The sequence below is a fragment of the Plantactinospora sp. CA-294935 genome, from assembly GCF_050936445.1.
Lineage (GTDB): Bacteria > Actinomycetota > Actinomycetes > Mycobacteriales > Micromonosporaceae > Plantactinospora.
In genome coordinates this window covers 5,372,390-5,396,864 of record NZ_JBNJMU010000001.1, presented here as the reverse complement: position 1 = coordinate 5,396,864, position 24,475 = coordinate 5,372,390, and the positions used below count along the sequence as shown (strand labels likewise).

General features: G+C 68.3%; 15 protein-coding genes and 2 pseudogenes. 9 read left to right on the top strand and 8 right to left on the bottom strand.

Annotation, left to right across the window (positions count from 1 at the left end; genetic code table 11):
- Window positions 1-2 precede the first annotated feature (2 nt).
- The 3 genes from ACQEVC_RS24170 to ACQEVC_RS24160 form a co-directional block, all read right to left on the bottom strand.
- Entirely contained in the window at window positions 3-728 is a 726-nt protein-coding gene (locus ACQEVC_RS24170) for a FadR/GntR family transcriptional regulator (protein WP_432881412.1), read from the bottom strand.
- Between the two features lie 194 nt (window positions 729-922).
- Window positions 923-2,425 carry a glucose-6-phosphate dehydrogenase gene (gene zwf / locus ACQEVC_RS24165; RefSeq protein WP_432881410.1) on the bottom strand — a complete coding sequence of 501 codons (1,503 nt, stop codon included), beginning with the start codon at window positions 2,423-2,425 and terminating at the stop codon, window positions 923-925.
- A 422-nt stretch (window positions 2,426-2,847) separates the two neighbouring features.
- On the bottom strand, window positions 2,848-4,707 hold the full coding sequence (locus ACQEVC_RS24160) for a hypothetical protein (RefSeq protein ID WP_432881407.1): 1,860 nt from the start codon (window positions 4,705-4,707) through the stop codon (window positions 2,848-2,850).
- Between the two features lie 439 nt (window positions 4,708-5,146).
- On the opposite strand from ACQEVC_RS24160, the gene ACQEVC_RS24155 reads away from it, so the two are divergent.
- Both ACQEVC_RS24155 and ACQEVC_RS24150 read left to right on the top strand, forming a co-directional pair.
- Entirely contained in the window at window positions 5,147-7,102 is a 1,956-nt protein-coding gene (locus tag ACQEVC_RS24155; protein ID WP_432881404.1) for a DUF2264 domain-containing protein, read from the top strand.
- Between the two features lie 33 nt (window positions 7,103-7,135).
- Window positions 7,136-8,203, top strand: a complete 1,068-nt coding sequence (locus ACQEVC_RS24150) for a LacI family DNA-binding transcriptional regulator (RefSeq protein ID WP_432881402.1) — start codon at window positions 7,136-7,138, stop codon at window positions 8,201-8,203.
- A gap of 589 nt (window positions 8,204-8,792) precedes the next feature.
- On the opposite strand, the gene ACQEVC_RS24145 is transcribed toward ACQEVC_RS24150, so the two are convergent.
- On the bottom strand, window positions 8,793-11,540 hold the full coding sequence (locus tag ACQEVC_RS24145) for a hypothetical protein (protein WP_432881400.1): 2,748 nt from the start codon (window positions 11,538-11,540) through the stop codon (window positions 8,793-8,795).
- 386 nt (window positions 11,541-11,926) lie between these two features.
- Here ACQEVC_RS24145 and ACQEVC_RS24140 point away from each other — a divergent pair.
- The 3 genes and pseudogenes from ACQEVC_RS24140 to ACQEVC_RS24130 all read left to right on the top strand — a co-directional run.
- Window positions 11,927-12,049: pseudogene (locus ACQEVC_RS24140) on the top strand (LacI family DNA-binding transcriptional regulator); the annotation flags it as partial.
- A gap of 412 nt (window positions 12,050-12,461) precedes the next feature.
- Window positions 12,462-12,998, top strand: coding sequence for a LacI family DNA-binding transcriptional regulator (locus ACQEVC_RS24135; RefSeq protein ID WP_432881397.1), 537 nt, complete (start codon window positions 12,462-12,464; stop codon window positions 12,996-12,998).
- Window positions 12,999-13,228: 230 nt separating this feature from the next.
- Window positions 13,229-13,624, top strand: a complete 396-nt coding sequence (locus tag ACQEVC_RS24130) for a hypothetical protein (RefSeq protein WP_432881395.1) — start codon at window positions 13,229-13,231, stop codon at window positions 13,622-13,624.
- Window positions 13,625-13,769: 145 nt separating this feature from the next.
- Here ACQEVC_RS24130 and ACQEVC_RS24125 read toward each other — a convergent pair whose 3' ends face one another.
- From ACQEVC_RS24125 to ACQEVC_RS24115, 3 genes are all read right to left on the bottom strand, one after another.
- Window positions 13,770-15,176: an extracellular solute-binding protein gene (locus ACQEVC_RS24125; protein ID WP_432881392.1), complete on the bottom strand. Its 1,407-nt coding sequence runs from the start codon at window positions 15,174-15,176 to the stop codon at window positions 13,770-13,772.
- A 262-nt stretch (window positions 15,177-15,438) separates the two neighbouring features.
- Entirely contained in the window at window positions 15,439-16,254 is an 816-nt protein-coding gene (locus ACQEVC_RS24120) for a carbohydrate ABC transporter permease (RefSeq protein WP_432881389.1), read from the bottom strand.
- Between the two features lie 59 nt (window positions 16,255-16,313).
- Window positions 16,314-17,171 carry an ABC transporter permease gene (locus ACQEVC_RS24115; protein WP_432891669.1) on the bottom strand — a complete coding sequence of 286 codons (858 nt, stop codon included), beginning with the start codon at window positions 17,169-17,171 and terminating at the stop codon, window positions 16,314-16,316.
- A 303-nt stretch (window positions 17,172-17,474) separates the two neighbouring features.
- Here ACQEVC_RS24115 and ACQEVC_RS24110 point away from each other — a divergent pair, with 303 nt between their 5' ends.
- The 4 genes and pseudogenes from ACQEVC_RS24110 (at window position 17,475) to ACQEVC_RS24095 (ending at window position 23,058) form a co-directional block, all read left to right on the top strand.
- On the top strand, window positions 17,475-18,482 hold the full coding sequence (locus ACQEVC_RS24110; protein ID WP_432881386.1) for a hydroxyacid dehydrogenase: 1,008 nt from the start codon (window positions 17,475-17,477) through the stop codon (window positions 18,480-18,482).
- Window positions 18,483-18,966: 484 nt separating this feature from the next.
- Window positions 18,967-19,867 (top strand): annotated as a pseudogene (locus ACQEVC_RS24105) (IS5 family transposase).
- Between the two features lie 944 nt (window positions 19,868-20,811).
- On the top strand, window positions 20,812-22,638 hold the full coding sequence (locus ACQEVC_RS24100) for a hypothetical protein (RefSeq protein ID WP_432881383.1): 1,827 nt from the start codon (window positions 20,812-20,814) through the stop codon (window positions 22,636-22,638).
- A 171-nt stretch (window positions 22,639-22,809) separates the two neighbouring features.
- A complete protein-coding gene (locus ACQEVC_RS24095; protein WP_432881381.1) occupies window positions 22,810-23,058 on the top strand; it encodes an AbfB domain-containing protein in 249 nt (82 codons plus the stop codon).
- Window positions 23,059-23,100: 42 nt separating this feature from the next.
- On the opposite strand, the gene ACQEVC_RS24090 is transcribed toward ACQEVC_RS24095, so the two are convergent.
- Window positions 23,101-24,345, bottom strand: coding sequence for a cellulose binding domain-containing protein (locus ACQEVC_RS24090; protein ID WP_432881379.1), 1,245 nt, complete (start codon window positions 24,343-24,345; stop codon window positions 23,101-23,103).
- Between the last annotated feature and the right edge of the window lie 130 nt (window positions 24,346-24,475).

Sequence of the window (24,475 nt, the reverse complement as noted above, 5' to 3'; positions counted from 1 at the left end):
GATCAGCCGTCGGTCAGGACATCGCTCGTATGCGTCGAGGCCGCTGACTCCGTGTCGGCGATGGACTTTTCGATAAGGTTTCGCATCGCGGTCGCGGCTGCCTTGGGACGCTGGTTGCGCACAGCCAGCAACACCCGCGCGTGCAAGTCCACGGCTGCGCTATCCAGGCTGCCGTGCGTGTAGTGGTCGCGGAGCCGCATGCCGACCTCGATCACCGTCGCCATACCCGTGAGCAGTTCGTTGTGCGCGGCGTCCAGCAGCGCGGTATGAAACGCCAGGTCGGCCTCGGCCTGAGCAGTCGCGTCCGGACCGATGGAGACACGCAGGGCAGCCAGAGCGTCCTCGAGGTCGGCCAGATCCCGATCGGTGCGCCGTTCTGCGGCCAGCGACGCCGCCATCGGCTCCACCATCAACCGCACCTCTCCCAGTTCGGCCAGGAATGTCGCGTCCACTGCCCGGTCGAACCGCCAGCGCAACACATCTGGATCGAGCAGGTTCCATTGCCGGCGCGGAGCCACGAACGTGCCACGGCGCGGTCGGGCCCCGACCAATCCCTTTGCCGTCAATACCTGCAGTGCCTCACGGATGACCGTCCGGCTGACCCCGAACTGCCGCCCCAACTCGACCGGGTCAAGATCCTCGCCCGGCGCCAGTTTCCCAGTCACTATCGAGGTACCAAGACTGGTGACGAGGCGGCCCCCTGCCCCACCCTGCTGACTGCCTGCCACCCGCGTATCATGCCACGCCTCCGAATCTGAGCCGTGACCAGTTGACCGCAAGCGCGTATTTCGCGGCGGGGCTCGCGCCCGATCCGGCGGTAAGATCCCACCCCGTTCTCGACCTGGCAACTCTCACGGGTTGAGCGAAGGCCGCACCGCCCGAGCTGTGGACAGCATCACGAGCCCGCGCAGCCGAACTGGTGTCAGAAGTCGCCCACATCGTTGCGCCACCTACGGCCGCTGCGCCCTATCAAGCGGTCGGCGTCGGTCGGCCCCCAGGAGGCGGCCTCGTACGTGGGAATGGGGGATCGATCCTTGGCCCAGTGTTCGATGATCGGGTCCACGATCCGCCAGCACTGTTCGACCTCGTCGGTACGGATGAACAGCGTCGGGTCGCCCAGCAGCGCGTCGAGCAGCAGCCGCTCGTACGCCTCCGGGGACTCCTCGCGGAACGTCCTGTCGTACGAGAAATCCATACTCGCCGTGCGTACCCGGAACGAGTGGCCGGGTACCTTGGCGCCGAACCGCAGCGAGATGCCCTCGTTGGGCTGGATACGCAGGATCAGCGCGTCGGCGTCCAGCTCGGTGAGCTGGTCGGTCGGAATCGGCAGGTGTGGGGGCCGCTGGAACTGCAATGCGACCTCGGTGACCCGCGCCGGCAACCGCTTACCGGTGCGCACGTAGAACGGCACCCCGGCCCAGCGCCAGTTGTCGACGTTGAGCCGCATCGCCGCGTACGTTTCGGTCCGCGACAACGGGTCGACACCGGGCTCGTCACGGTAACCGGCCATCAGATCGTCGCGGGTACCGCCGCGGGTGTACTGACCACGAACGGCCAGGTCGGCGATGTCCCGGTCGGTGGGCAGCCGGATCGCCTGGAGCAGCTTCACCTTCTCGTTGCGCAGCCCCTCCGCGTCGAACGAGGCCGGCGGCTCCATCAGCGCGAGCGCGAGCACCTGGAGCACGTGATTCTGCACGATGTCCCGCATCGCCCCGGCGCTCTCGTAGAACCCGCCGCGAGTGCCGACACCAAGGGTCTCCGCAACGGTGATCTGCACGTGGTCGACCCAGCTACGGTCCCAGATCGGTTGGAAGATCGAGTTGGCGAAGCGCAGCGCGATCACGTTCTGGACAGTGTCCTTGCCCAGGTAGTGGTCGATCCGGAAGACCTGGGGCTCGTCGAAACTGGAGTGCACGATCGCGTCCAGCTCACGGGCGGTAGCGAGGTCGCGACCGTACGGTTTCTCGATCACCAGTCGGGCGAACGAGCCCTCCCGGGCGCGGTTCAGGCCGGCACCCGCGAGGCCCTCGATGACCGGCTCGAACGCCTCGGCGGGAGTCGACAGGTAGAACAGGCGGTTGCCGGCGGTGCCGCGCTCGGCGTCGAGCTTGTCGAGCAACTCGGCGAGGCGCTGGTAGGTGTCCGGATCGTCGTAGTTACCGGATACGTACCTGATTCCGCCCTCGAGTTGCGGATGGTCACCCAGGCCGTGCCCGTTGAGTGCGGAGGCGGCGAACCGCTCGTCGCTCATCGCCGTGCGCGCGACGCCGACCAGCGCGAACTCGCGGGGCAGCCGATGGTGGCGGGCGAGACTGGCAACCGCCGGAATCAGCTTGCGCCGGGTGAGGTCACCCGACGCACCGAAGATCACCAAGGCGGCTGGTGGCGCGTTGCGCTCAGAGGTGATCTGAGGGGCGTTGTCCATGGTCTGAGGATCCTCCAATCGCCCGGTGCCGATCGACCCGCGCGAGTGTCTGCGTCACTGAGAGGCGCCGCCGAAGACGCCGTCGACGGCGGTGGCGACGGTCACGGCGTAGCGGCGATGCCAGTCGTACCACTCTTGCCGTCCCCCATCCAGCAAGCCTCCGCGTACCTGTCGACCGCCCACCGGCCCAGGGGTCGGTCAGGCCCCGGGAACATCCTGGCAGGGGTGCATCCGGGGTCGCCATGGCGACGGCGAGGCAGCCCAGTGTCGGAGGTCACTCTGCACGCCATCCGGCCATCGCCGCACACCGGTCCCGAACGGCAGCAAAGCCGCAGGAGCGACGTCGAGCACCGGGCGCGCGCTGGCGGCCCAGCGCGCGGGGTTGCGCGCCGGGCCGCTGCGAACGTCGGCACTACGCGGCGTCAGGCGCCCGCGTAGGAGATGTTCGGACGAGGTGGCGGGGCCATTCCGGAGCCGAGGTAGTAGTCGACGTGGTGGGACTGCAGGTAGCCCTTGAGCGTCATGCTGTTCCGGTACGCCGGGTTGTGCGCCAGCGTGTACAGCCGGGTGTTCGTGGGCTGGTTGGTGGTGAAGATGATCAGCTCGGTGGAGGCGGCGTTGCGGAGGACGACCTCCTCCCGCCAGTCACCGAGGATGTCGCCGTAGTGGGCGGGGTTGACGCCGGCGGCGTTGACCGCGCCGTACGATCCGGCGGTGAGCAGCCGCGGCAGGCTGTTGCTCGCGGTCGGGGCGTTCGGGTTCCACTTCTCGAACTTGCCGTCGTTGAACAGTTCCATGGTGAGGTCACCGTCCCACCACAGGCCGAGGTGTGGCCACGGCGCGAGCGAGGTGTTGGGTTCGGCGAGCCGGTTGGCGGGCGCGTTGTAGACGCCGGAGAACGACCAGACCTCCATGCCGGGGTGGCGGGGGTCGATGTCGCCCGCCATGCCGCGTCCGACGTCGGCGAGACCGGACGCGGTGTGCCGCCAGATGATCTGGCCGGTGTTCGCGTCGTAGTAGTACTCGCGCAGCCCGCTCGGGTTGCTCTGCTGCACGCCGTAGCCCTGCAACCCGACCCGGTTCGGGTCCATCTTGGCGATGTGGAACCGGTCGCCGTGCACGACGCCCTGCGAGCCGAGGCTGTAGCGCAAGGTGCCGTTGCCGTTGAGGACAAAGCCGATCTCGGCGACTTCGTCGCGGCCGTCGCCGTCCACGTCGACGATGCGGGTGTTGTGGCCGTCAGGCGCGTTCTGGTTGCCGCGCAACCACTTCCACTGCTGGGTCACGGCGGTGCCGGTGAACCGCCAGGCCGTGATCATGAGGTTGAAGGCGCCGCTTCCGATGCGGTTCTTCATGTAGGCGACGAGACTCGGGTTGACCCCGTCGAGGTAGCCGACCCCGAACCGGGCGGCCATCGGTCCGTCGGCAAGGTAGTCGGTGGGCACCGCGGCGGTGGCGCGGGGTGCGCCGGTGGCGCCGTCGAGGATCGCGATGAACTGTCGGTTGTTGTCGGAGTTGGTGAACCGGGTGCCGTTGCCGAAGGTGACACCGTTCGCGATGCGTACCGCGACCTCGGCCCGTCCGTCGCTGTCGAGGTCGTACACCGTGACGCCGTCGTTGTGGCCGACGTCGATCGTGGCGGAACCGGGTTCGATGTTGTCCTGGTTGGTGCTGTTCGGACCCATGTCGACCTGCCACAGGAACGTACCGTCGTTGCGGTACGCCTCGATCTTCTGCGGGCTGGTCTGCCGGTCGACCACGTAGTCGTACTCACCGTCGCCGGTCAGGTCACCGACCCAGACGAACTTGATGGCGCCACCCGCCCGCAACGGCACCCGGACGACCGGTTCCACCGCCCGGTTGGCGGCCAGCAGGAACGACCCGCTGGCCGCACCCTCCACACCGTTGACGACCGGGCGCACGCGGTACTCGTTGCGCTGGGCCAGATTCGCCGACGAGTCGACGTAGTTCGTGCCGCCGGTCAGCGGGGTCGCGTTCAGTTTCTGATAGCTGCCGCCGGCCGACGACCGGTAGACGTTGAACGCGATGCCGTCGGGGTCCAGGCCGAGCAGACGCCAACTGACCAGCACCTGCGAACTGCTGGAACGCACCGCGACGACCCCGCGGCCCAGGTTCTCCATCGGGCGGGCGGCGGCGGCCGGGACGTTGCCCGGGGCAGCCGTGGTCGCCTGCGACGGAGCGACGGTCAGCGTGGCGACGACGGCGACAGCGGAGACGCCAGCAACGAGCTTGATCGGTCTCCATCGATGTGTGGTGTACACGGGAAGGCCTCCTGCCTTCTTTCATGGGGGTGGACGGTCCGGTGCACGGCCAGGTCGACGCTGGCGACAGCGTCGGGTGGTGTGGTGACGACACCGGAGGACGGAACCGTTTTACCTTTATCGATGGCACCACGGCGACGGAGGCACGTCAAGTTCCGCGAATCCGGGGGAATCAGCGGGTTGACACCGTCTGGGTGATGGTGTTTGCTGCATATGCGGTTAGTAACCGTTTCCAGCCGTCGGCTCGCCGCAGAGTTGCCGCAGCGACAGCGCGGTCCGCCGATGACCGATATGGCGATCGACAGCGGGCCGACACGAAGAGCCCGTTGCGGGTCACGAGGACAGCGGCCGGTCCTCTGCGGCGGCGGGCCCACCGGCCGATCCGGGCGTGCGGACCCGGCCTCGACGTCTGGATTTGCGTGAACGAGGAGCGTCGATCTTGATCGAGTTGCCGTCGCCGGACCGGCGGCTGTCGCCCGTCACCGGGTGGACCCGCGAGCACTGGGTGGCCGTCGGCGACCACCTGCTCGCGTCCGTGACGCCCTACGCGTCAAGGGATTTCGCGCAGTACCGGCTGCCCGGACGGACGAGCCGGTCCGGACCGGTCAGCGACGGGCTGGAGGGATACGCGCGCACGTTCCTGCTCGCCGCCTTCCGGATCGCCGGCGGCGGCAGCGCCGACGAGCCACCGGCGGACCTCGTCGACCGCTACACCCGTGGCCTGATCGCCGGCACCGACCCCGACCACCCCTACGCCTGGCCGGCCCTGGCCGACATGTCGCAGCAACTCGTCGAGGCGGCCTCGATCGCGGTGGCGCTGCACGAGACCCGACCGTGGATCTTCGACCAACTCTCCCCCACCGCCCGGGACCGCGTCCTCGGCTGGCTGGCCGGATTCGTCGGTAAACGTACACCCGACTCCAACTGGGTGCTGTTCCAGGTGATCGTCGAGCAGTTCCTCGCCAACGCCGGTGGGCCGCACGACCCGGCCGAGATCACCGGCGGGTTGGACCGAATCGAGACGTGGTACGCCGGTGACGGCTGGTACAGCGACGGCGCCGGCCAGAACTTCGACTACTACTGCGGCTGGGCGATGCTGCTGTACCCGGTGCTGTGGGCACGGATGTCCGGCGACACCGGGCGCGGAAGGCGGTACGCCGACCGGCTGCGCCAATTTCTCGACCAGTACCAGCACTTCTTCGCCGCCGACGGGGCGCCGCTGCACCAGGGCCGCTCACTCACGTACCGGTTCGCCACCGTCGCGCCGCTGTGGCTCGGCGCCCTGACCGGCGACACTCCCCTCCCGCCCGGTCTCACCCGGCGCATCGCCAGCGGGGTGCTGCGGCACTTCGTCGAACGCGGCGCACCCGACCACCGGGGCCTGCTGACGCTCGGCTGGTACGACGAGTTCCTACCCACCACTCAGAGCTACTCCGGGCCGGCGTCGCCGTACTGGGCGTCGAAGGGGTTCCTCGGGTTGCTGCTGCCCGCCGACCATCCTGTCTGGGCAGAGGTGGAGCAGCCGGCGCCGATCGACACCGGCGATCACGTCGTGGCGCTGCCCGCACCGGGCTGGTTGCTGCACGGCACCCAGGCCGACGGGATCGTCCGGCTGGTCAACCACGGCAGCGACCGCGCCGGACGCCCCAGCGACAGCCCTGGGCCCGATCCGCACTACACCCGACTCGGGTACAGCTCCCACACTGGTCCGCTGCTCGGCACCGACCCCGTCGACGGCCAGCTGACCGTCACCGCACCCGACGGGACGGCGGCGGAACGGCGGCGGATCGAACGCATCGGTGTCCACGACCGGTTCGCCGCCTCCCGCTTCCGCGACGGGCCGGTCCGGGTCAGCACCGCCTCGATCGTCGATGGGGGGTACGAGATCCGGGTGCACGTCGTCGACGCTCCCGCCGGCCACCGGGTTCGCGACGGCGGCTACGCGATCTCCGGCGCCGAACCGCCGTCCGTCCAGACCCGCGGCCACCACGCCCTGGTTCGCCGCCCGGACGGGCTCACCGGGCTCGTCCGGGCGCTGCACGGCTTCACCACCGCAGGCGTGGCCCGCGCCACCGACGCCTCCGCGTTCGGCGCGCACGCGGCGACCCCGTTCGTCACCGCCGACCATCCTGGCGGCACTGCGGTCTACGTCAGCCTCGTCGCGTTGTTCGCGGCGCCATCAGACGACTCGCGGACCGCAGACGTCCTCGACGTCACAGGAACACGGGTGATGGTCCGGCTCCCGGGCGGCGACACGGTGACGCTGCGACTCGGTGACGGCCCGGATACGACGCCCACGTGGGTACGCACAACTGCGGACGGCCGCACCGTTGTGTGGCCGCCTGACCACGGCGGAGTTGACACGGTGGCCGAACCGCAGGAAGAATCAGTGTAAGCGGTTACACCACTTGTTTCATCAGGAGGCCCTATGCCGCGCCGTGCCGCCCCGCCGGAGGGCCAGCGCCGTCGGGCCACCATCCGCGATGTGGCGGCGGCCGCCGGCGTGTCGATCGCCACGGTGTCGCGGATTCTCGGCGGAACGTATCCGAGCGCCCCGGCGACCCGCTCGCGCGTGATGCGAGCGGTGCGCGATCTCAACTACGTCGCCAACTCACATGCCCGGGCGCTGGCCGGGATCAGCACGAAGAACGTGGCGATCGTGTTGAACTCGGTCGTGTCGCCGTTCTACGCGCACGTGGCGCAGGCGGTGGAGACCCAGGCCGCGCTGGAGGGCCGGCTCTGCCTGATCAGCACCACCGGCGGCGAACTGCGACGGGAACTGGCCGCTGTCAAGCTGATGCTCGAGGAGCACGCCGAGGCGGTCATCCTCGTCGGCAACGTGGTCGACAACGACGAGTACCGCCAGCGCATGACCGAATACGCCAGCGCGCTCGCGGCGGCCGGATCCCAGCTCGTCCTCTGCGGACGGCCGCCCATCGGTCGCGACGTCCCGGCGATCGTGGTGGAGTACGACAACACCGGTGGTGCCCACGCCGCCACCAGCCACCTGCTGTCAGCCGGGCACCGCCGCATCCTCTACCTCGGCCACCGGGCCGGCTACACGACCTCGGAGGGGCGGATCGCCGGCTACCGGGCGGCACTCGCGTCCTTCGGGGTCACGCACGATCCATTCCTCGAGGTCGAGGGTGATGGGTTGGAGCGACGTCAGGGGTACCACCTGATGCGTGAGCGGCTGCGGGCGAAGCTCGACTTCACGGCGGTGTTCGCAGCCAACGATCTGATGGCCGCCGGGGCACGCCAGGCGCTACTCGAGCACGGTTTGCGCATCCCCGACGACATCTCCCTGATCGGGTACGACGACCTGCCGCCGGCCGCCGACATCGGCCTCACCACGACACACCTGCCGCACGACGAACTCGGCCGTACCGCCGTGCGGCTGGCGTTGCGTCGCGGCCGTGACGACGCGGTCGGCGATCAGGTGATGCTCGGGACCCACCTGGTCATTCGCGACACCGTCCGCCCGGTCACGGCCTGAGACTCAGCGAGGACCGCCGGCCTGCTGCGACTGATCCTGATACTCGATGCGACACCGTCACCCACCGCCGAGCGCCAGGCCTTGACCGCGTCGTCGATGACATTGAGCGGCTTGCGGCCCTGGATGATGTGTCGTCACGGACGCTGACGAAGGCGCGGTTGACGGCGGTGTTCTTCGCAGACCAGGTGTCGGAGCACAGCCCCGGCGACCGAGGCGTCTCTTTGCGGTTGGCGCGCACCTTCGTCTGGTAGGCGTGCTGGTAGTCCACGTCCTGGGGCGGCCCGGCTGGTACAGCACCGCGGGTGCCTCGGCCAGGTAGCGCACCGGAATGGCGGAGAGGAGTTGTTGAAGTTGACCCACTTCGACTCCCGGATGCCTAGGAAACGGTTGATTGTCTTGGAACGGGGATGACGTTGCCGAGCAGCAGAACGTTGCCGCGGGACAGCCGACGGAGTACAGCCACACGCTGAGTTCGCCGCCGGTCGCCCTTCTCCGGCGCGTTGCCGAGCCGGGCTGGATCCGACGGGTGCTGACGAGGGGCCGCCGTTCGAAAGCACTCATGAACGTGCCCTTCTCCCTGCGGTTATGGTCAGATCTGGTCGCCCACGAGGGCGAGGCACTGGTACGCCGCCAGACCGAACTGCGCGCTCGCGTTGGCCGACATGCTCGCCTCGTCCACCGGGTTCAGCACGGCCGGCCCTTCGATACGTCGGGTGCCGAACGGGTGGTTGTCCGGATATCCGGCATGCCCGGTCCGCAGTTCCTGCCAGGCCCGCTGGGCGAGGGCGGGGTCGGTCAGCTGCACGGCCGCGTAGGCGGTGGCCCGCGAGTACGCCTGGCGCAGGTTCAGGCTGCCCCAACTGGATCCGGTGACCGCGATCTGTTCCGCCGCCGGCGCGTTGTAGAGGCGGCAGAACTCGACCCACTTCGCCTTGACGGCCGGCTCGTCGACCAACGCGATGAGTTCGGTCATCAGCTCGATGAGCCCGAACACCGAACTGAGGCTGCCGACCGAGACGCTGGGCTCGGTGACGGGCGCGTATCGGCCGTCGGCCAGGTTGTAGCGAACCTGATCGCCGCCCTGGACCCAGCCGTTGGGCATCGCCGCGATCGTGGTCGCGCCGTTGAGCAGCTTGGTGCGGGCGATGGGGTCGCCGTTGCGTTCCCATTCGGTGAGCCAGGCCAGCGCCAGCGCGCCCCAGTCGGTGGTCGTGCCGACCCCGAGCGCCGCCGGGTCCGGGGCGTACTCGCCCTCCCGGATCTTCCGGATCGGGTCCAGGACGAGGAAGGTCCGGTCGGCGTCCACGAGGGAGTGCAGAACGTCGCCGACCCGCTCGTCGGCGGTGAGGAAGTACATGAACCGCTTGTAGCCGGCGTTGCTGACGCGTACCTGCTTGGCGCTGTCGGCCCAGTGCAGCACGCCGTGCCGGGTGCCCAGACCGCGCCACTTGCCGAGGTGGTACATGTCGACCTCACCGGTGTGCCGGGTCATCGCCTCGGCGAACCGGAACGCCTGCGCGTCCCCGGTGCGCAGGTAGTGGTACCACAGCCACAGGTCGGTGGAGAGCTCGGAGTTGTCCCACGCGTAGCCGCCGACGTCGTAGCTCCAGACGTGGCGGGTGGCGTCATAGCTGTGCATGATGTCGCCGTAGTCCCAGAAGCCGTACCAGTTGCGCTGGTCGACCTGCTCGCGGTGATACTTGTGCATCAGGTCGAGTTTCTCCTCCAGCGCCGCCTTCGCCGGCACCGACCGGTCGACCGGCGCCCAAGACCCGAACACCCCGGCCGCGTGGTTGTGCTGCGGGCTGCTCACCAGCAGCGGCGGGGTACGGGTGGCCGCCGCGAGCTCGGCGAACCGGGCGGTGGTCGGGGTGGCGTCCAGGGCCCAGAACATCAACTCGGTGGTCCGGGCCACGCCGTACGGCGTCCCGAACCCCGGCTCGTAGTCCTCGTACGTGATCTCCAGACCCTCGAGCTGCTCGGGGTAGGTGTCCTGACCCATGCCGTCGTGGTAGAAGCGAAGATCCATCGCGGCGGCGCGTGGCGACCACATCCACACCGTCGCCTGGGCGTGCTCGGTCTCGGCGGCACTGATCTCCAGCTCGGTCGGGTGCAGTTGCCAGAAGTTGCGCATCCCGAACGCCAGACCACCGGCGGGTGTTCCGACGTAGCCGAGGCCGGAGGCGCGGTCACCGCCGTCGACCCTGACCCACGAGTGGCCGGGCCGGGTGCGCTTGTGGATCTCGAACGCGTTCGCCGTGAGCTGGCGCAGACTGTAGCTGCCCCACATCGGGATGTACGGCAGCCGCGTGGTCACTCGCTGATCCCAGGTGGACGGGTCCGGCGTCGCGCGTCCCTCGTACTGTGCCTGCCGCACCGCCGCGCCCGGGTCGCGGCGCAGGCCGGAGATGCCGCGCACCGCTTCGGCGAGTACTCCGTTGCCGGCGCCGGCGAACCGGACGTGTCGGTCGTGCGGCTCGCCCCGCATCGGGACGGCGAACCGCACCCCGAGCCCGTTGATGAAGTCCTTGTTCTCGTTGCCGTCGAACATGAACGTGTGCACCACGCGGATCGCGTCGGAGCCGGCGTACAGGTAGAACCGCACCACGAACGGCAGCCACCTGCGGCGTCCCTTCTGGTGCTTGCCCTCGACCTTGACCACCGCGCGGACCGGGCCCGACTGCTCGACCTTAATCGTTTCAACAACGCCGGTGAACGACTGGGTACGGATCGACTCGGCGCCGTCGGTGCTCGGCTTGTCCTGCGCGGAGGCGACGAGGCGGCCGTCTTCCGCGATCACCCGGTCGCCGCGACGGATCGTGTCGACGAGGGTGTCACCGGACCGGTTGAACGTCACGGTGACCGCGCCGGTGCGCACCTCGATCTGCTTTCGGTTCTGCACGACGGTGACGGCGGCCTCCGGCCGCACCGCTGCGCCGGCGGCCAGGCGGTAGGCGCCGGCCGGCGGAGCGGCGCCGCTGACGGCGTGCGCCGTCCACTTCACCGAACCGTCCGGCCACCATCCGATCGGCCACGACTGCATCGGGATCGCGGTGCCGGCGTCGGTGGTGAGCGAGAACTGCTGGTCGGGCGCGAACGCGCCACGCGGCCAGGGAACGCCCCAGGTCGTTCCGCCCGCGAGTTCGGCCGGAGTGCCGTTCTCCAGCCAGCGCAGCGCGACCGGGTCGTGCCCGGTCAGGCCGCTGGGCGGCGGGCCGGCCGGCGCCGGGGGCGACGCGGGGAGCCCGGCGTTGGCCGGTCCCCCGTTGCCGAAGGGCAACGCCGCCACGGCCCCGGCGGCAGAGGCGAGCACGGTACGTCTGCTGATCTGGGCCACAGGTCAACTCCTCGCGAGACCGGACGCCAGCGGGCGCGCCGGTTCGGCTGACGGTGTGAGCAACCCATCGACCAGTCGGGCCGACAGGCGGTCGGTACGGGTGTTCGCAGCTCGTGGCAAAGTGTGGGTGACGATCGGGGTGACGTCGGACGGCTCGTCGCCGGAAACACGATCGTGATGCTCCGGCATGGAACCGTTTACTGGTGTCCGATAGCACCACAGGCTGATTCCGCTGTCAAGGATGTTGATCGGCGGAGCCCGCCGCATAGGATACGTTTTAATCTCCACGGCGCTCGGTCTGCGTCTGCCACCGACCCTCCGAGGTCCACCCCGATCAGGGGCCAGAGGCATCTAAGCGGTTGCACCCGTTGCACTTCGGAGGTCACATGTCCCGCCGGTCCGTTTCGCCGGCCGCCCCGGCACGTCGGGCCACGATCCGCGATGTGGCCAGTGCCGCAGGAGTCTCGATCGCCACCGTCTCCTGGGTCCTCGCCGGCACCTACCCGAGCAACCCGGCGACCCGCCGGCGCGTCCTTCGGGCCGTCGAGGATCTCGATTACGTCGCCAACACGCACGCACGTGCGCTGGCCGGGATCAGCACCCGCAACGTCGGAATCGCACTCAACTCCGTCGTGTCGCCGTTCTACGCGCACGTGGCACAGGCGGTGGAAACCCAGGCCGCGCTGGAGGGCCGGCTCTGCCTGATCAGCACCACCGGCAGCGACCTACGGCGCGGACTCGCCGCGCTCGAACTCATGCTCGAGGAGAACGCCGAGGCGGTCATCCTGGTCGGCAACGTCGTCGACAACGACGAGTACCGCAAGCGCGTCACCGGATACGCCCGCGCCCTGGCCGCCGCCAGCTCCCAGCTCGTCCTCCGCGGACGGCCACCGATCGGGGCCCGACGTCCCGGCCGTCGTCGTGGAGCACGACAACACCGGCGATGCCCGCGCCGCCACCGGCCAACTCCTGTCGGCCGGCCACCGACGCATTCTCTACCTCGGCCACAACGCCGGCTACACCACCTCAGAGGCACGTCTTGCGGGCTACCGCGAAGGGCTTGCCGCTCAAAACGTCGCCCACGATCCCATGATCGAGGTCGCCAGCGCCCGGCTCGACCGGACGGACGGCTACCAGCTGATGTGCGACCGGCTCGCCGGTGGGCCACCGGACTTCACCGCCGTCCAGGCGGCGAACGACCTCGTCCCCGCCGGAGCCAGGCAGGCGCTGTGCAAGTGGGGCCTGCGGATACCCGACGACGTCTCGCTGGTCGGGTACGACGACCTGCCGCCCGCCGGCGACATCGGCCTGACCACCGTGCGCCTGCCGCATGACGAACTCGGGCGCACCACCGTTCGACTCGCACTACGCCGAGACCGACAGGGACCGGTGGACGACCATGTGATGCTCGGGACGCACGTGGTTGTCCGCGAGTCCATCGGCCCGCCTGGCAGGTAGAAACCTTCAGCCGGCCCGCCAGACAGGAAGCTCGCCCCAGCGCACGACCTCCCGCCATCTTCGCCCTTGCGCCCTGGGCACGTGACGGAGCCTTCCCCCGACGTGATGAACCTGCTCGTCGAACCGTCGACATCAGCCCACGGCTGACGATCTCCTCCTTCGAACTCCCGTCGGCCGTCGAGGCACTGGGCCGGGCCGAGATCCTTATCAGCGGATGGGACTGCCGACGCATGGACAGGCAGGTGCTCGACCGCGCGCCGAGACTGCGCGCCTGCATCCACGCGGCCGGTACCGTGAAGAAGCATCTCGACCCGGTCGTCATCGAACGTGGCGTGGCCGGGGCGTCCGCTGCCCTCGCCAACGCCGTGCCCGGCGCCGAGCACAGCATCGCCGCGTTGACGCTCGGCCCAAGGCAGGCCTTCGTCCGCGCCTGGGCGGCGATCTCGGCTAATGATCCGCGCTCGGGGATAAACCAGCGGCTCTGTCCGTTGACGCGAGGTACATCCTTCATGACTTGGCCCAGCATGAGTTTGGTGAGGTCGTTCGGCGAGTATTGCTTGCCGTCGAAGACCCACACCAGCGGGCGGGCGCGGTCGTTGATCCAGTTTGCGCGCCCGCGAAAATGAGGAGGTAGGGCGTACCGCGGTGCGGCTGGCGTTGGAGCATCAGGCGCGCAGCGGCAGTCCGCCGCATGTCATCCTCGGCACGCATCTGGTGGTACGCGACTCGGTCCGACCCCGCCTCAGGTGAGGCGGGGCCGGACGGGATGGATTACTTGGCCGCGGCGTACTCGGTGGCCAGTTCCTCAGCAACCTTGTCTCCACCGGCCTGTCGCCACTGAGTGATCGTTTCTTTCCAGGAACTGGCCGGTGCGCGGCCGAAGATAATCGCGGAGCTGCTGTCACCGACGATCCGTAGCAGTTCAGCGCCCTTGCTGGTCTGGGTTGCGGATCGCAGGCCGAGCGCGGGGTCGACGACGGACTTCGGCAGTACGGCCTTCTCCCAGTCGTAGACGGCGCGAGCGGCTTCCGGGTAGCCCGGCAGATACAGCACCGCCGGCGCGACGGCGATGAACTTGACCGGGACGTTGTCGCTGTTTTCGACCTTGAACAGCTCGGTGGTCTTGATGCCGCCGCTTTCCTTGGTGTAGTGAGCTCCCTCGACCCCGTAGTTGACGAGTTCGTATTCGCTGGTGCCGAACGGGGCGGCGAGGTAGTCGCAGATCCGTAGCAGCATCTTGATTCGGTCGGTGCTGGCCTTCTTGAAGGCGGCGTGGCCGAAGTAACCGGTGCCTCGCCATGGTGTGGGGTTGGGCCCGTAGGGTCGGCCGAGGTCAAGGGCGAACCGGTTGTCGATTTTGGTCAGCGTACTCAGTTTGACCGAGCCGAAGCCGTCGGTCATGGAGGTGACGGTGCCGTTGTGCCAGAAGGTCTGCAGGTCGGTGGAGCTGATGGAGAGGCTGTCGGGGTGGTACGTGCCGGCTTCGGCCAGTCTGCGCATGACGCCGAGTGCCTCTTCGAACTGGGGTGTGGTGATGGTGTTGACGAAGCTGTCGCCGTCGAGTCGCCAGCCGTTGGGGGCGCCCAACGAGCCGGCGTGGTAGGTGACGGCGCCGAGCCCCCCGAAGAGTGGCTTGGAGCCGGCGATGCCCCAGCGGCGGTTTCCGGTGACCTGTTTGAGACCGTTGATGAAGCCGTCGGTGTCCCAGTCGACCGGAACACCGGCCTGGTTGAGGGCGGTGCGGTTGACGAAGAGGCTGTTGCCGGGCGCAGGGCGCTCCAGGGGCACGCCGAAGATCCTGCCGTCGATGCGGCCCATGGCCTGCCAGGCACGCGTCGGGATGTTGGCGAGGTTCGGATAGTCCTTGATCGCGTCACCGCCGACGAGATCGGAGATGTCGGCGCAACTGGCCTGGATGAACTCGTGCGAGCGGGGCAGCGCCAGCTGACTGAACATGATGATGTCGGGCAGATCGTCGCCGGAGGCCATCAGGGTGGTCATCTTCTGGCCGTACTCGGCGTCCGGGACGACGATGATCTTCAAGTTGACGTTCAGAGCCTTGTTGATCGCCTGCCAGTACTGGTTCGCTTCCAGCGGTCTGGGTGGGGCGCCGTAGGTGATGACCATCGCGGTGACCTCGGAACCGTCCCCGACGGTGTCGCTGACCGACTTGACCACCTGTTGGGGGTAGTTCAGGTAGAGCTGCTGTACACCCGACTCGTCGCCGGGCGCGTCCGGCGGCGGTCCGGCGAACGGCGTGTAGGTGGGCCATGGGGCGAGGTCCTTGCCGGCGTTGCTGACGTCACCACCGGAGCCGTCGCCGCATGCGGTGAGCAGTGGACCGGCGAAGCCGGCGAGGGCGCCGGCGCCGGCGAGTTTCAGCAGCGACCGCCGGTTAACGTGGACAGTCATGCGGTCCGTCCTCTCTGGTGAGGGGCGATCAGGCCTTGAGAGCGCCGGTGAGTACGCCCTTGACGAAGTAGCGTTGTAGGAACGGGTAGACGAGAACGATGGGTGCAGTGGCGAGTACGACCACGGCCATCTGTGTCGATTGTGGAGCGGTCGCGGCGCCGGCCTCGCCGGAGATGTCGGCGCCACCGGTTACGTACTGGCGGAGGACCGTGCCGATCGGCCATTTCGTCTGGTCGTTGAAGTAGATGATGGCCTCGAAAAAGCGGTTCCAGTACGCGACGGCGTAGAACAGTCCGACGACCGCCAGGACTGCTTTGGACAGCGGCAGCACGATCCGCCACAGGATGGACCAGTCGCCGGCGCCGTCGATACGCGCTGCTTCCAGCAGTTCCGCCGGTATCGCCTGGAAGAAGCCGCGCATGACAACCAGGTTGAAAACGTTGATCAGGAACGGCAGGATCAGCGCCGCGTACTGGTCGAATAGGCCGGTGGTACGGACCACCAGGAACAGCGGGATCATCCCGGGCGGGAACAGGAACGTGAACAGGACGAGCAGGAGCAGGGGCCGTCCGCCGTAGACGTTTGGTCGACTCAGTGCGTAGGCCAGGAAGACCGTGCAGGTCAGGCTCAACGCCGTGCCGATGATCGTGACGGCCGCGCTGACCAGCAGCGCACGCGTCACGATACCGCCGTCGAGGATCTCCGAGTACGCCTCGAAGGTGATCCGTTCCGGCCACACCACCCAGCCGCCGTTTGCGATCACGTCCTGCGGGGTGGCCAGGCTCGTCGCCAACACCGTCCACAACGGGAAGAGAACGAGCGTCACGACGACGGCGAGCGCCACGGCCTTCGCGATCCGGACGCCCGGTCCCGGACGGCCCTGCCATGCGGGATAGACATGCTTCACCGCTGGTACACTCCCTGCTCGCCGAGCCGGTGCGCGACCTTGTTCGCCGTGTACACCAACGCCACCCCGATGACCCCCTTGAACAGACCGGCCGCGGCCGCGTACCCGAACTCGCCGTTGGCGAAGCCGGTGAAGTACACGAACGTGTCCAGCACCTCCCCCGCCTCCGGGCCGACCGCCTGCCGCTGCAGGAAGAACTGCTCGAATCCGACGTCGAGGAACTCTCCCAACCGGAGCACCAGCAACAACACGATCACCGGCCGGATGCCTGGCAACGTCACGTGCCATAACCGCCGCCACCAACCCGCGCCATCCAGCGCCGACGCCTCGTACTGCTGGTCGTCGACCTGCGACAGGGCGGCCAGGAAGATGATCGTGGCCCAACCACATTCCTTCCAGATCACCTGCGCGATCACCAGCGGCTTGTACGCATCCGGGTTGCCGATGATGTGGACCGTCCCCAGGCCCAGGTCACCCAGCCAACCGTTGACCACCCCGGCACCACCGAGCATGTGCTGGAACAGCGCCACCACGATTACCCAGGACAGGAAGTGCGGTAGGTAGACCACACTCTGCACGAACCGCTTGATGGTCGAACCCACCAGGCTGTGCAGCAACAACGCCAACGCCAAGGGCGCCGGGAAGAAGAACACCAACTGCAACCCGGCGACGACTATCGTGTTACGCACCGCGTTCCAGAAGTCCGGATCGCCGAACATCTGCTGGAAGTTCGCCAGTCCGACCCACTGGCTGCCCGTCACACCGAGAAACGGCACGTAGTCAACGAAAGCCAGCGTGTTACCAAACAACGCGCCGTAATGAAAGACGAGAAAGTAGCCGATGCCCGGCACCATCAACAACAGCAACAGCCAGTCCCGGCGGATCCGCTGCCGATGACCGAGTCGCCTCCCCGAGGGCCCACCCTGCGAACGAGGCCCTGCGGACTCTCCGGAACGCCCCGCTTCGGGCGGCCGCTCGGCATCGATCGCACTCACGTCCGCAGCCTCCCGTGGTCACCGTCGTCATCGAGCCGAAACAAGGTGGCACGAAGATAAAACGCTTACGCTGCCTAGTCAACAGGTGGACCGCTCTGCTTCAGCAACCTAGGCTCGGCGTCGCGTAAGCGTTTACATCACTGACCAACCGGAGGTCCGCTCGTGCCGGAACGCCCCCTCGCGCTCCTCGCCATGCAGCCTTGGGCGTTGCCCGACCTGTTCCCGCCGGACGTGCTGGACCGGCTGCGGAGGCTGGTACGGCTCGAACCGAAGGCCACCCTCACGGCGTTTGGAACGGCGGCTGCCGCAGCCGCACTACATGACGTGGACGTCCTGCTGACCGGCTGGGGCTGCCCACGCATCGACGACACCGTGCTCGCCGCCGCACCACGGCTGCGGGCGGTCATCCACACCGCCGGCTCGGTCAAGAAACACGTCGACCCAGCCGTGTTCGCCCACGGCATCGCCGTCTCCTCGGCCGCGCAGGCGAACGCGGTACCGGTCGCCGAGTACACCGTCGCCGCACTCGTGTTCGCCGCCAAACGGGTGTTCACCAGAGCCCACTGGTACGCGCATGACCGCGCCGCCGGCGACTGGCGCTCAGGCGTCGGCACGGGACTCTACGGCAGCACGGTCGGCGTCGTCGGCGCATCCCGCACCGGCCGGCTCGTTCTTGAACGACTACGTGCCTTCGACGTACGGCTACTCCTTGCCGACCCGCACGTCACCGCCGAGCAGGCCCTCGCCCTCGGCGCGGAGCTGGTGGACACCGACGAGCTGTGCCGCCGCAGCGACCTGGTCACCCTCCACGCACCAGCGCTACCGGAGACTCACCACCTGCTCGACACCCGGCGGCTCGACCTGTTCAAGGACGGTGCCGTCCTCGTCAACACCGGCCGCGGGTCCCTCGTGGACACCGCAGCCCTCACGATCCACTGCACCAGTGGCCGCCTCGACGCCGTGCTCGACGTCACCGACCCCGAACCACTGCCACCCGACCACCCGCTCCTGCACCTGCCCAACGTGCTGGTCACCCCGCACCTGGCCGGCTCGCAGGGCCACGAGCTACGCCGCCTCGGCGAGTTCACCGTGGCAGAGGTCGGACGCTTCGTCCGGGGAGAGCCGCTGCGCGGCATCATCCACGGCGGGGACCTGCACCGCATCGCGTAACACCGCCCAGGCCCCGGTGCGTCCGGTTAGGCGCTGCCGATCGGTTGACGTCATGACTGCGGCATCGCCCGGACGGGCGGTAGACATTCCAGCGCCGCCTGTTCGAGCCGTTGTCGACGCGGCCGGGTCATCGGCACCATGCTCTCCCCCACATGCTGCGACCGCGTCGGATCGTCACCTCAGCAACCCTGCTGGCCTGGCGCTGACGCATCCAGCGACGACCCTGGAGCCACTCAAGGCGTGCCGACCGACCATCGGTCAACGACGAGGTCCGTGCCCCGGTCGCACTGCTTCCTCGTTCAGCGTGGTCTCCAGGATTGTGTTGGCGTTCTGACGGTCAGGGCGAAAGGGATCTAGGGCCTGTGTCGAAGTCGGTGCCGGGGCTTGAGGTGGCTTGAGGATCTTCGCGTGTCGGAGATCGAAAATGGGCGAGGTCTCCGGTAGATGGTTCAGCGACCAAGCAGAACATGAAACCGGAGACCTCGTGGACACCCTAGCGGTGACGAGGCGGTTCGACCTGACCGACGGGCAGTGGGCGAAGTTGGAGCCGTTGCTGTCGGCGCCGAAGCGGCCAGGTCGACCGTCGTTGTGGAGTAGGCGGCAGTTGATCGACGGGATCCGGTGGCGGATCCGGGTGGGTGCTCCGTGGCGGGACGTTCCACCGCAGTACGGGTCCTGGTCGGCGGTGTAAGCCCTGTTCCGCAGGTGGCGGCGCGACGGCACCTCGAAACGGGTCCTCACCGCGTTGCAAGCCCTCGGCGATGCGGTTGACAGGATCACCTGGGACGTGTCGGTTGACTCGACCAGCGCCCGCGCTCACCAGCAGCACGCCGCCGGCGCGCGGAAAGAGGGGGATCTGCAGGCCGAACCACCCGGCGGCGTCAGCGTCGAGCCGGCCGACCATGCACTCGGCCGCTCCCACGGTGGGCTGACCACGAAGCTGCACCTGGGCTGCGCCAAAGGTCAGAAACCCCTCGCCATCGTGCTGACCGCGCCGGGCACCGCGTGACAGCCCGCAGTTCATCCCGGTCCTGGCCCCCATCCGCGCCCCCACGCCCGGTCACCGGCCGGCCGCGGACCCGTCCGGACTGGGTCCTGGCCGCCAAGGCGTACACGTCGAAAGCGAACCGTGCCTACCTAGGCCGGCGAGGGATCGCCGCGACCATCCCGAGCAAGACCGACCAGGACGCCCACCGGCGAGCGAAGGGGCTCCAAAGGGCGGCCGTCCTCCGGCCTTCGACCCACACATCTGCCAGCAGCGTCACGCCGTGGAGTGCGGGATCAACCGGCTCAAGCGCAACCGGGCCGTGGCGACGCGCTTCGACAAGCTGGCCGCCCGGTACGAAGCCACCATCCACCTCCCCGCGATCAACGAGTGGCTGTGACGGACTTCGACACAGGCGGCAATCGTGAGGGTAACGGTTTACGTCGCCAGGGTCCACTGAGGCGACGTCGTACCCAGGCTCGGTTCCTCAAGGCGCTTTCTACCTGCAGATCTACGCATCGGTGACGTCGAGGTCCACAATCCAGTCTTGCGTTGCGCCTAGGAAAACGTTTCAATCCTGCTACCGGTATGCATTGGTCACTGTAGTTGCAGCCCGACCGCACACCCGCTGGATGCGCCGGCACCACAGCCAGCCGGAGTCCCTGTATCACGCCGTCCGCCGACCCGTCACCCCTCGTGGAAGCGCTTGCTTGGAGCTTTTCCATGCGACACCGTTCCCGCTCACCGCCGTAGTCATCCCAGTATCGGAGTGCCCACCCCGTCACGACCTTCCGGCGACAGCGGCGGAAGCACCTCCGCCGAGACCGGCGATCTCCCCCGCCGAGAACGTCCGCTCATCGACACGCCGCCCACGCCGAACGACTCGACCCGACCGATCGAAGGTCAGCCAGGTCACCGACGACACCACCCACTTCTCGAAGCAGGCCGCCCCCAGGAGCACAGCAACTCGGCGGCGGTAGGAGCCGCAACAACGCGGTGCCCGAGCAGGATCTGGTGATCCGACCCGGTATCCACACCACCGCGCTCGCGTGCCCGGTACGAGCACTAGCAAGACCGAGGACGAGGCGGTCGAGCGCGACGTGACGGCCACTCCTCAAACACACCGCCGACTTCGCACAAGCGACGCGGCGCAGGCGGCCCGTCCCTGACACTTGGAGGAAGTCCTTGACCACAGACGACCGACGCGACGATATTCGTCGCCGGAAAACTCTTGCGCTCTGTGCCGTGGCCAGCATGGTGCTCGGGGTGGCGACGGGACCAGCAGCGTCCGCCGCGGCTCCGCAGCCGGCGTCGCAAACCCACGCAGCCGCAGGTGCACGGCCGATGGAGCGGCTCGATCGCGGCGTGGTCGCGGTGCGAGCGAGCGATCGCGAGGTGCTGGTCAGCTGGCGCCTGCTCGGGCTCGACCTGAACGGCATCGGCTTCGATGTCGAACGCTCCACCGACGGTGGCCCCTACCGCAAGCTCAACCGCAGCGTTCTGACCGGGGGGACCAACTACGTCGACAGCACCGCCGACCTGCGCAGGTCTCACCACTATCGAGTGCGGCCGGTGGTCGGCAACCGGCCGCAGGAGCCGAGCCGGCCGTTCGCCCTGTCAGCCAACCACGCGATCGAGCCGGCGGTGCGCATCCCGCTCCGCACCGGCGGACCGATCAAGTTCGTTTGGGTCGGCGACCTCGACGGCGACGGCGCCTACGACTACGTCCTGGACCGGCAGACCGCTCCGCAGAAGATCGAGGCCTACCGCAGCGACGGCACCTTCCTGTGGCAGATGGACCTCGGCCCGAACAGCGTCGACCAGAACAACATCGAGGGCGGCTCAGCCACCGTCGACGTCGGCCACAACGACGGCGTCACCGTCTACGACCTCGACATCGACGGCCGCGCCGAGGTGGCCATCCGGGTCGCGAACGGCGTCACCTTCGGCGACGGCACCACGCACACCGAGACCGACAACGTCCGTCAGTCCATCGCCATTCTCGATGGTAGGACCGGCGCCCCCAGAGCCATCGCCCCGGTTCCGGGCGACTACCTCGTCGACGGGCCGATGTACGCCCGCTTCGGTGTCGGCTACCTCGACGGCTCCACCCCCTGCCTGGTCGCATACATGAAGAACCGCATCGGCAGCGGCGACTTCAACCTGATGTTCACCGCCTGGCGGTACAACGGTCGTTCGCTGACGCAGCAGTGGAAGTTCCTGCGCGGCAACCAGCCCCTTCCGGACGGGCACAACACCCGCATCGTTGACGTGGACGGCGACGGCCGCGACGAGGTCGGCGAGATCGGCTTCATGCTCAACGGTGACGGCACCCTGCGCTACAACCTCCGCGGGCAGGGGATCATCCACGGCGACCGGTGGTTCATCGCCGACATCGACCCCAACCGGCCTGGGCTGGAGGGGTACGGCATCCAGCAGGACCACCCGGACGGGCTGCTCGACTACTACTACGACGCCGCCACCGGCGCCATCATCTGGAAGCACACCAGCGATGCTCCCGGCGCGGACGCGGGCCGCGGCATGGTCGCCGACATCGACCCGCGCCACCCGGGCATGGAGGTCTGGTCGATCAACGGCGAGGTCAACTACGAACAGGGCATACCCACCGGGCTCTACAACGCCGCGTCGAACCGGTTGGTCGAGCCCGACATTACGAAGCAGCCGTGGCCGCACATGGGCGTGTGGTGGGACGGCGACCCGCTCCGAGAATTGTTCAACGCCGACCCGTTCCCGGAGCGACGTGACGCCAGGATCGAGAAGTGGGATCTCGCCAATCCGGCCGTACCCTGGGCGCTGCCTCGGCTGGTGACTACCTCTGACTACGGCGCCGCGACCGGCTTGGGGAACAGCGTCTACCCGACCCTGATTGCCGACATCCTCGGCGACTGGCGCGAAGAGGTAGTGCTGCCCAGCCCCGAGTTCGACGAACTCGTCATCTTCACGACCAACCGGCCCACCGACACCAGGCTCTACACCCTGGCCCACAACCCGGCCTACCGCAACGGCATGACGCTCAAGGGCTACCTACAGTCCAGCAACGTCGACTACTTCTTGGGCCACCGGATGGCCACACCACCCCAACCGGACATCAGCTACGCCGGCCCTCAGCCGGCGGATCGACACGGAGCGGTCCATCCATCGGGATCGTGACGACCGCCCCTGCCGCCGACCGGCACGGGTCGGATTTCGAAGTCGGCGCCAGGGCTTGAACTGGCATGAGGATCTCCGCGTGTCGGAAATCAAGTTGTAGCGAGGTCTCCGGTAGATGGTTGGGCGACCAGGCAGAACCTGACAACCGGAGACCTCGCGGACACCCTAGCGGTGACGAGGCGGTTCGACCTTACCGGCGCCTGGTGGGCGGTGCTGGAGCCGCTGTTGCCAGCGCCGAAGCGGCCAGGTCGACCGTCGTCGTTCTGGAGCAGACGCCCGGCGGAAGACGCGCAGTGGTGGCCGGTACCGGGCCTGTCCAGTTTAATCAGCGGGTACGTGTCGTTCGAGTTCGTCAACTGCCCGGGCTACTACCTACGCCACGCCGACTACGACTTCTCGTCGTCCAGAATCTCACCCTGACGGCGGACGACCGTCAGGAAGGTGAGGACGGGCGGCGCCGTGCTACGGCGTGGTCACCGTCAGAGCTGCGGTCGACGGCGAGCCCGACGCGACAAAGCCGAAGGTGGTCGAGGTGTTGGCCGCCAGCGACCCGTTGTACGAGGCATTGCGGACCGTTACCGCCGAGCCGCTGATGTTCAACGTGCCGTTCCAGACCTGGCTGATAGCCTGGCCGCTGGCCAGGGTCCACCGGGCGGTCCAGCCGTTGATCGGCAGGCTGCCCGCCGACACGGTCACCTCGGCCTGGAACCCACCCGGCCATGTGTTGGTGATCTGGTATGTGGCGCTGACCGCTCCCCCGGGTGCCGACGTCGTCGGGGACGGCGTGGTCACCGGCGGGGTCGTCGGACCCGTGGTCGGGTCGGCGCCCGGGACGAATTCCCATCTGGTACCGGATCCGCTGGCGTCGGCCGGCAGGCGGTCGCGGGCGGCGGTGTCGCCGTACATGGTCCAGCGTGCCCAGTCCACGACGGTGGCCGGGAAGCGGTTGTCGCTCCAGAAGCTGGTGTGGCTGCCACCGACAAAGGTGAGGAACGCCTTGGGCGCGGGCAACTCCGCGTACGCCTGCCGGGCCGAGGAGTACTGCGTGAGGTCGTCACGGTCGCCGTGAACGAACAACACCTTGGCTCGGACCGAACTGGCGGGGTTGCCCATGTCGACGCAGGACTGCGGGTTGGCCGAGATGATCCGGCTGTCCGGCCAGGAGGTCAGCAGGCCGTGGGTGGTCATGCCACCCAGCGAGTGCCCGGACACGCCGACGCCGATGCTGGTGTCGATGTGCCCGGCCAACGGTCCGCTGCCGTTGAGCGCCAACGTGCGGGTGAGGATCTCCGAGACGTCCCGGGAGGTGTTGCCGTTGTTGACGTCGTCGAAGTTGTGCTCGAAGTGCGGCGCGGGAACCACGAACCCGGCCGCGGCCAGCACCCGGATGATGAACAGCGAATTCTGCGGGCTGCTCTGGTACCCGTGGGTGAAGTTGTAGACGGGGAAGATACCCGCGGCCACCGGGGCGTTGGTGACCGGATTGCCGCCGGGGTTGCCGGTCGCTGGGTAGTACACGTAGGTCGTGCACGGACGGCTTCCCCGCGTCCAGTTGTACTGCCGTACCCCTACGGCGAACGGCGTTGTCGGCGCAGTCCCCAGGGCGCCGACCGGGGCGGCGTTCGCTTGCCACGCGCCGAGCAGGGCCACACCTCCAGCGGTCGCCGCCGCAGCGGTGCTCACCTTCAGGAAAGTACGTCGTCGCATCGACAAGGTGACTCCTTCGTGGAGTTCCAGGTGGTTCGGGCGCCCCCTGTGACCGGTCGCCGTGCGAGCCACCTACCGGCCTGCCCACGCCGGTAGTGCAGGAAATGGCAAGCCAGGACGGCATGGCGAC